This window comes from Kitasatospora sp. NPDC001225 (genome assembly GCF_053597855.1).
The window spans coordinates 60,932-68,886 of record NZ_JBSFJC010000035.1; the positions used below are offsets into that span (position 1 = coordinate 60,932).

The following is a 7,955-nucleotide window of genomic DNA, read 5'->3' on the forward strand; positions in this document are numbered from 1 at the left end:
CGGCTGATCCGCTGACCCGGCCGCCCGCGGGACCGTGCTTGAACCTGACACCGGTGTGAGGTCCAAGCATGGTCCCCATGGCGACCACACAGCTCACCACCCCGGTACCCCCCAAGCCCTTCCCGCTCCCAGCCCTGCTTGCCCTGGCCACCGCCGTCTTCGTCACCGGCCTCACCGAGAACCTGCCCGCCGGGGTGCTGCCCGGGATGAGCGAGGCGCTCGGGGTCAGCGAGTCCGCGGCCGGGCAGACCGTCACCGTCTACGCGATCGGCTCCGCCGTCACCGCGATCCCGCTCAGCGCGGCCACCGCCGGCTGGGGCCGCAAGCGGCTGCTGCTCACCGCGATGGCGGGCTTCGCGGTGGCCAACACCGTCACCGCGGTCTCCACCAACTACCCGCTCACGCTGGCCGCCCGCTTCCTCGCGGGCGTCGCGGCCGGCCTCGCCTGGGCCCTGCTGGCGGGGTACGCGCGCCGGCTGGTGCCGGTCGACCAGCAGGGCCGGGCCATGGCGGTGGCGATGGCGGGCGTGCCGGTCGCGCTGTCGCTGGGAGTGCCGGTCGGCACCTTCCTCGGGCAGGTGCTCGCCTGGTGGGTGCCCTTCCTGGCCATGACGGCACTGGCGGTCGCCGTGATCGGCTGGATCGCGGCGCTGCTGCCGGACCAGCCCGGGCAGCCGGCCGGTGAGCGGACACCGGTCCGGGACGCGCTCACCGTGCCCGGCGTCCGGCCGGTGCTCACCGTGACGGTGCTCTGGGTGCTCGCGCACACCATCCTGTTCACCTACATCGCGCCCTTCCTGGACCGGGCCGGCCTCGGCGGCGCCACCGACACCGTGCTGCTGGTCTTCGGGCTGGCCTCGCTGGCGAGCGTCTGGCTGGTCGGCGCCCACATCCACCGCCGGCTGCGGCAGCTGACGATCGGCGGCGCGCTGCTGGTCGCCGTGACCGCGGCCGTCCTCGCGGTGGCGTCCGGCAGCACGCCGCTGGTGTACGCCGCGGCGCTGTTCTGGGGCCTCGGCTGGGGCGGCGCCCCGACCCTGCTCCAGACCGCCCTCGGCGACGCGGGCGGGGAGCGGGCGGACGCCGCCCAGGCCGTCCTGGTGACCCTGTGGAACGCCGCGATGGCGGGCGGCGGCGTGCTCGGCGGCCTGGTCCTGAGCGGCCTGGGCACCGGCGCCCTGCCCTGGACGGTGCTCGCGCTGATGCTCCCCGTCCTCGCCGTGGCCACCGCCGCCCGCCGGCACGCCTTCCCGTCGGTGCGGCCCTAGGCCCGCATCAGCCGGTTCACCGCCTCGACCACCTCGGGGGACGCCTTCGCGAGCGCGCCGGAGTCGTACGGCGGCTGGGGGTCGTACTCGATCAGCAGCTGGATCGCCTGGGCGACGGTGTCCCCGGCGATCCGGCCGGCCAGCGTCAGCGCGAGGTCGATCCCGGCCGAGACCCCGGCGGCGATGGCGTACTTGCCGTCGATGACGACCCGCTCCGTCCCGGTCGGCTCCGCCCCGTACCCGGGCAGCCGGTCGAGGACGCCCCAGTGGGAGGTGGCCCGGCGGCCCTCCAGCAGCCCGGCGGCGCCCAGGATCAGCGAGCCGGAGCAGACCGAGGTGGTCCAGGTGGTGGTCGCGTCGATCCGGCGCACCCAGTCGAGCACGGCCCGGTCCTTCAGCTGGGCCTCCGTCCCGGGCCCGCCGGGCACCAGCAGCAGGTCCGCCGAGTCCACCTCGTCCAGGGCGGCGTCCGCGGTGAGCGCCAGGCTGTGCACGTCGTTGCGGACCGGCCCCCGTTCGGCGGCGGCGAACACCACCTCGGCGCCGGGGAGCCGGGACAGCACCTCGTACGGGCCGACCGCGTCCAGGGTGGTGAACTCGGGGTAGAGCAGGATGGCGATGCGCATCAGTGACCTCCAGTGGGTTCGGGTCGGAAGCGGCGTCGGTACTCGGCGGGCGGGGCGGCCAGGGCCCGGACGAAGGCGCGCCGCATCGCCTCCGGGGTGCCGTAGCCGCAGGAGCGCGCGATCTCCTCGATGCCGTGGTCGGTGTCCTCCAGCAGCCGCCGGGCGGCCTCCAGCCGGACCCCGTCCACGTACCGGCCCGGGGTCACCCCCACCTCGGCGGCGAAGGCCCGGGCGAAGTGCCGCGGCGACAGCGCCGACCGGTCGGCCAGCGCCTCGACCGAGAGGTCGGCCTCCGGGTGCTCGGCGATCCACCGCTGCACCTCGCGCAGCGGCTGCCGGGCCGCCACCTGGGCGGCCAGCTGGGTGCTGAACTGGGCCTGGTTGCCCGGCCGGCGCAGGAAGACCACCAGGTGGCGGGCGACCAGCAGGGCCGTCTCGCGCCCGAGGTCCTCCTCGACCAGGGCCAGCGCCAGGTCGATCCCGGCGGTGACCCCGGCCGAGGTGGCGATCCGCCCGTCCCGGACGTGGATCGGGTCCGGGTCCACCTCGACGTCCGGGAACCGCCGGGCCAGCTCCTCGCCGTAGGCCCAGTGGGTGGTCGCCCGGCGCCCGGCCAGCAGCCCGGCCTCGGCGAGCAGGAAGGCCCCGGTGCACACCGACACCACCCGCTCGGCCGCTCCGGCCAGCTCCCGGATCCGCTCCACCAGGGCCGGGTCCGGGCGCCCGGTGTCCATCCCGCCGGGAACCAGCAGGGTGTCCACCGGCCCGACCCCGGCCAGGTCCGCGTCCGGCAGCAGCCGCAGTCCGCTGTGGCTGCGCACCGGCCCGCCGCCGGGGGAGGCGGTGGTGACCCGGTAGGCCGCGGGCTGCCCGGCGGCCCGGCCCGCCCCCGCGAACACCTCCAGGGGGCCGGTCACATCGAGGCTCTGCACGCCCTCGAAGAGGACGATGACCACGCTGTGCGCTCTCATACGGCCAGCCTCCCAACGGGGAGCGGTGGCAGCAATGACCTGCTTCCCACCTTTCCTGCCATCCGGCGCGTGCGGGGGCGAGGGCGGGGGCGCGTGCGGCGGCGCGGGAGCGGAGGGGCGCGCGGGCGGACGGCGGGACCCGTACGGGCGTACGGCGGAAACCGCGCGGGCGTACGCCGAAACGCCGGAAGGCCCCCCGCTCTCGCGAAGGGCCTTCCAGCTGTCTGTGCGCCGCCAGGGACTCGAACCCCGGACCCGCTGATTAAGAGTCAGCTGCTCTAACCAACTGAGCTAGCGGCGCCTGCTGACGTGGAGAACATTACCTGGTCAGCGGCTGAAACTCACAATCGGCCCGGGGCGGGGAGCCCGGCGCGCTCACATGGTCAGCACCACCTTGCCCCGGACGTGCCCGGAGCCGACCAGCCGGTGGGCCTGGGCGACCCGCTCGATCGGGAACGACTCCTCGACCTCCAGCCGCAGTGCGCCGGCCTCCCAGAGCTTCACCAGCTCGGCCAGCCGCCCGGCCGTCCGCTCGCCCCGCAGCGCCCGGACGCCCAGCCGCTCGGCGCCCGGGTAGTCGACCACGGTGCCGATCCGGTCCCGGTCGGCGACCAGCTCGACGGAGGCCTCCAGGGCGCCCCGCCCGGCGGCGTCGAAGGCCGCGGTCACCCCCTGCGCCGCCGCCGCCCGGACCCGCTCCACCAGCCCCTCGCCGTACGTGACCGGTTCCGCGCCCAGCTCCCGCAGGTACGCGTGGTTGCGCTCGCTCGCGGTGCCGACCACGGTGGCGCCCCAGGCCCGGGCCAGCTGGACGGCGACCGTGCCGACCCCGCCCGCGGCGCCGTGCACCAGCACGGTGTCGCCCGGGCCGACGCCCAGCTCGGTGAGCGCCAGGTGCGCGGTCTGGCCGGAGGCGGAGAGCGAGCCGGCCTGCTCCCAGGGCATCCCGGCGGGCTTGGCGACCAGCCGGCCGGCGTCGACCACGACCCGGTCGGCCTGGCAGCCCAGCACCCGGAAGCCCAGCACCTCGTCCCCGACCCGCCAGTCGCCGGCGTCCGGACCGAGGGCGTCGACCACCCCGGCGAACTCGTTGCCGAGGACGAACGGCGGCTCGACCGCCAGGCCCGGCGGACGGAACCCCTCCCGGATCGCGAGGTCCACCGGCTGCACCCCGGCCGTGTACACCCGTACCCGTACCTCGCCCGGCCCGGGCTCCGGGTCGGGCACCTCGGTGACCCGTAGGACCTCAGGACCGCCGCTCCCCGTCACGGTGACCGCTTTCATGCCTTTTCCCGCCCCTTCTCGATCCTTCTCGATCCTTCTCGAACCTTCTTGATCCATCCGTTGTCGACGATCCTCGGGCCTGAAGTGCGCTTGAGGTCAAGCTTTTGTTCAGCGTGTCGACACTGATGGGCGCATTGTCAGATTTATCCTGGACGGCGCTCAGCCGTCCGTCGTCGAGAGGAACCTCCCCGTGGGCCAGCTGCCCCTGTTCTTCCTGGTGCTGCTCGCCTCCGTGGTGACCATGCCGCTCGGTCGGAAGACCGGAGTGCCACAACCGGTGCTGATGACCCTGCTCGGCATCGTCATGGCGCTCGTCCCGCAGATCCCGGACGTCAGCATCGAACCCGAGCTGATCCTCCCGCTGGTCCTGCCGCCGCTGATCTTCGCGGTGGCCCGGCGCTCCTCGGTGCGCTACTTCAAGGCCAACGCCCGCTCGATCCTGCTGCTGGCGATCGGCCTGGTGGTGGTCACCACGGTCGCCGTGGCCGGTGCCGTGCACTGGCTGCTGCCCGCCCTGCCGCTGGCCGCCGCCATCGCGGTCGGCGCGCTGGTCTCCCCGCCCGACCCGGTCGCCGCCGTCGCGGTGGCCGGCAGCGTCGGGCTGCCCCGCCGCCTGGTGGCGATCCTGGAGAGCGAGGGGCTGTTCAACGACGTCACCGCGATCGTCATCTACTCGCTGTCCATCGAGGCCATGGTCAGCGGCGACTTCTCGGGCGGCGACGCGGTGCTGCGCTTCGTGCTGTCCGCGGTGCTGGCCGTGGTGGTCGGCGTCGCGCTCGGCTGGGTCAACACCAAGCTCGCCGAGCGCCTGGACGACCCGACCCAGCAGGTCGCGCTCAACCTGCTGGTGCCCTTCGCCGCCTACACCCTGGCCGAGGAGATCCACGGCTCCGGCGTGCTCGCCGTCGTGGTCTGCGCGCTCTACCTCGCCGAGCGGGCCTCCGACGCGGACGCCGTCGCCTACCGGCTGGTCGGCAACGCCTTCTGGGAGGTGGTCGAGATCCTGATCACCGGCGTCGCCTTCGGACTGATCGGCCTGGAGCTGGCCACCGTGCTCAAGGAGGCCGGCCGCGGCTGGACCGGCTTCATCGGCGACGCCGCCGTGGTCATCGCGGTGGTCGTGGCGGTCCGGCTGCTCTGGCTGCTGCCGGCCGGCTGGCTGTCGAAGCGGCTGCGCTCCGGCGACGAGGAGGACACGCCGTTCAGCTGGAAGGAGAGCGTGATCCTCTGGTGGTCCGGCATGCGCGGCGTGGCCACCGTCGCCCTGGCGCTCGCCATCCCGCTCACCCTGCACTCCGGCGAGGACTTCCCCGAGCGCGGCCGGCTGGTCTTCATCGCCTTCAGCGTGGTGCTCTTCACCCTGTTGGTGCAGGGCCTCACCCTGCCCTGGCTGGCCAAGCGGTTCGAGCTGGACATCGACCAGGACAAGCACGAGCAGGCGGTGCGCCAGCTCTGGTGGCGGGCCGCCAAGGCCGGGCTCAACCGGCTCGGCGAACTGGAGGAGCAGGACCGGCTGCCCGCCGAGGTCGCCGACCGCCTGCGGGACCGTCAGCACGACCGGCTGGCCCGGCTCTGCCCGGAGAACTACGCCGAGGAGGAGGCCGCCGAGGCCAAGCTGCGGATGGCCCAGTGGCGGGCCGCCCGGGACGTCGAGCAGGAGATGATCGCCGCCTCCCGCCGCGAGATGCTCGCCGCCCGCAGCGAGCCCGGCGCCGATCCGGAGCTGGTCGACGAGGTGCTGCGCGGACTCGACCTGCGCTCCGAACGGAAGTGACGGGGCGGCAGCCGGGGCCGGGCGGAATGCGCACGACCGGCCCCGGGGTTGCATAGGCTGAACCCGGGCAGGCCGTCAACGGAGTCGGCGCACCACCAGTACCCGCACGACCTCGGCGAACCCTCACGCCTGGCCCTGCCGGTTTCTGCACCCAGATGAATCGAGGACCCACCGATGTCGGAGACCCGCGCCGACGCCCGCACCCCGCTCGACCGCACCCCGCAGTGGGCCGCCCTGGCCAAGCACCGGACCGAACTGGGCGCCACCCACCTGCGCGAGCTGTTCGCCGCCGACCCGGAGCGCGGCCGCCGCTACACCCTCCAGGTCGGCGACCTGCACGTGGACTACGCCAAGCACCTGGTCACCGACGAGACGCTGGGGCTGCTGCGCGAGCTGGCCGCCGCCACCGGTGTCGCCGAGCTGCGGGACGCGATGTTCCGCGGCGAGAAGATCAACAACACCGAGCACCGGGCGGTCCTGCACACGGCGCTGCGCGCCCCGCGCGGCGCCGTGGTCGAGGTCGACGGCGAGAACGTGGTGCCCGCGGTGCACGCCGTCCTCGACAAGATGGCCGCCTTCGCCGACCGGGTCCGCAGCGGCGAGTGGAAGGGCCACACCGGCAAGCCGATCCGCACCGTCGTCAACATCGGCATCGGCGGCTCCGACCTCGGCCCGGCGATGGCCTACGAGGTGCTCCGCTCGTACAGCAAGCGCGACCTCGACGTCCGCTTCGTCTCCAACGTGGACGGCGCCGACCTGCACGAGGCGGTCCGCGACCTCGACCCGGCCGAGACGCTGTTCATCGTCGCCTCGAAGACCTTCACCACCATCGAGACCATCACCAACGCGGTCTCCGCCCGGGACTGGCTGCTCGGCGGCCTGGGCGCCGGCACCGAGGCGGTGGCCAAGCACTTCGTCGCGCTGTCCACCAACGCCCGGGGCGTGCAGGACTTCGGCATCGACACGGCCAACATGTTCGAGTTCTGGGACTGGGTGGGCGGCCGCTACTCCTACGACTCGGCGATCGGCCTCTCGCTGATGACCGCCATCGGCCCGGACGCCTTCCGCGAGATGCTGGACGGCTTCCACCTGGTCGACGAGCACTTCCGCACCGCCCCGCCGGAGCAGAACGTCCCGCTGCTGCTCGGCCTGCTCGGCGTCTGGTACGGCGCGTTCTTCGACGCCCAGGCGCACGCGGTGCTGCCCTACTCGCACTACCTGTCCAAGTTCACCGCCTACCTCCAGCAGCTGGACATGGAGTCCAACGGCAAGTCGGTGACCCGCGACGGCACCCCGGTGGACTGGCAGACCGGCCCGGTGGTCTGGGGCACCCCCGGCACCAACGGCCAGCACGCCTACTACCAGCTGCTGCACCAGGGCACCAAGGTCATCCCGGCCGACTTCATCGGCTTCGCCAAGCCGGTCGCCGACCTGCCCGCAGGCCTGGTCGCCCAGCACGACCTGCTGCTGGCCAACTTCTTCGCCCAGACCCAGGCGCTGGCCTTCGGCAAGACCCCGGAGGAGGTCGCGGCCGAGGGCGTGCCCGCCGAGCTCGTCCCGCACAAGACCTTCCAGGGCAACCACCCGACCACCACCCTCCTGGCCGGCGAGCTCACCCCCTCGGTGCTCGGCCAGCTGGTCGCCCTCTACGAGCACAAGGTGTTCGTCCAGGGCGCGATCTGGAACATCGACTCCTTCGACCAGTGGGGCGTCGAGCTGGGCAAGGTGCTCGCCAAGCGGATCGAGCCGGTGCTGCTCACCGGCGAGGGCACCGAGCAGCTGGACAGCTCCACCGCCGAGCTGGTCGCCCGCTACCGCGCGCTGCGCGGCCGCTGAGCCCGCGTCGTCCCGGGCCGTCCGCTCCGGCGGGCGGCCCGGGACGCTTCTCCGGCCCCGGAAACCCGGAAACCCGGAACGCCGGAGCGTTGAGACGCCGAAACGCCGGAAGGCCCTTCGCTCTCGCGAAGGGCCTTCCGACTGTCTGTGCGCCGCCAGGGACTCGAACCCCGGACCCGCTGATTAAGAGTCAGCT

General features: G+C 73.7%; 6 protein-coding genes and 1 tRNA gene. 3 read left to right on the plus strand and 4 right to left on the minus strand.

Translation table 11 applies throughout. The annotated features are described in order from the left end of the window. The first annotated feature begins 77 nt into the window (after nt 1-77). A complete protein-coding gene (locus ACWDCZ_RS15065; protein ID WP_449816122.1) occupies nt 78-1,268 on the plus strand; it encodes an MFS transporter in 1,191 nt (396 codons plus the stop codon). On the opposite strand, the gene ACWDCZ_RS15070 is transcribed toward ACWDCZ_RS15065, so the two are convergent. From ACWDCZ_RS15070 to ACWDCZ_RS15085, 4 genes are all read right to left on the minus strand, one after another. After that, on the minus strand, nt 1,265-1,894 hold the full coding sequence (locus tag ACWDCZ_RS15070; protein WP_449814239.1) for a DJ-1/PfpI family protein: 630 nt from the start codon (nt 1,892-1,894) through the stop codon (nt 1,265-1,267). The two genes, ACWDCZ_RS15065 and ACWDCZ_RS15070, sit on opposite strands and share 4 nt — an antisense overlap. After that, on the minus strand, nt 1,894-2,865 hold the full coding sequence (locus ACWDCZ_RS15075; protein WP_049651944.1) for a GlxA family transcriptional regulator: 972 nt from the start codon (nt 2,863-2,865) through the stop codon (nt 1,894-1,896). The genes ACWDCZ_RS15070 and ACWDCZ_RS15075 overlap by 1 nt, the downstream gene beginning before the upstream one ends. A 227-nt stretch (nt 2,866-3,092) precedes the next feature. Next, nucleotides 3,093-3,166 (minus strand) — tRNA-Lys (locus ACWDCZ_RS15080). A gap of 74 nt (nt 3,167-3,240) precedes the next feature. After that, nucleotides 3,241-4,149, minus strand: a complete 909-nt coding sequence (locus tag ACWDCZ_RS15085) for an NADP-dependent oxidoreductase (protein WP_449816123.1) — start codon at nt 4,147-4,149, stop codon at nt 3,241-3,243. Nucleotides 4,150-4,339: 190 nt separating this feature from the next. Between ACWDCZ_RS15085 and ACWDCZ_RS15090 the strand changes: the two genes are divergently transcribed. Continuing rightward, on the plus strand, nt 4,340-5,923 hold the full coding sequence (locus ACWDCZ_RS15090) for a Na+/H+ antiporter (RefSeq protein WP_074005109.1): 1,584 nt from the start codon (nt 4,340-4,342) through the stop codon (nt 5,921-5,923). A gap of 174 nt (nt 5,924-6,097) precedes the next feature. Next, nucleotides 6,098-7,759: a glucose-6-phosphate isomerase gene (gene pgi / locus ACWDCZ_RS15095; RefSeq protein ID WP_074005110.1), complete on the plus strand. Its 1,662-nt coding sequence runs from the start codon at nt 6,098-6,100 to the stop codon at nt 7,757-7,759. The last annotated feature ends 196 nt before the right edge of the window (nt 7,760-7,955 follow it).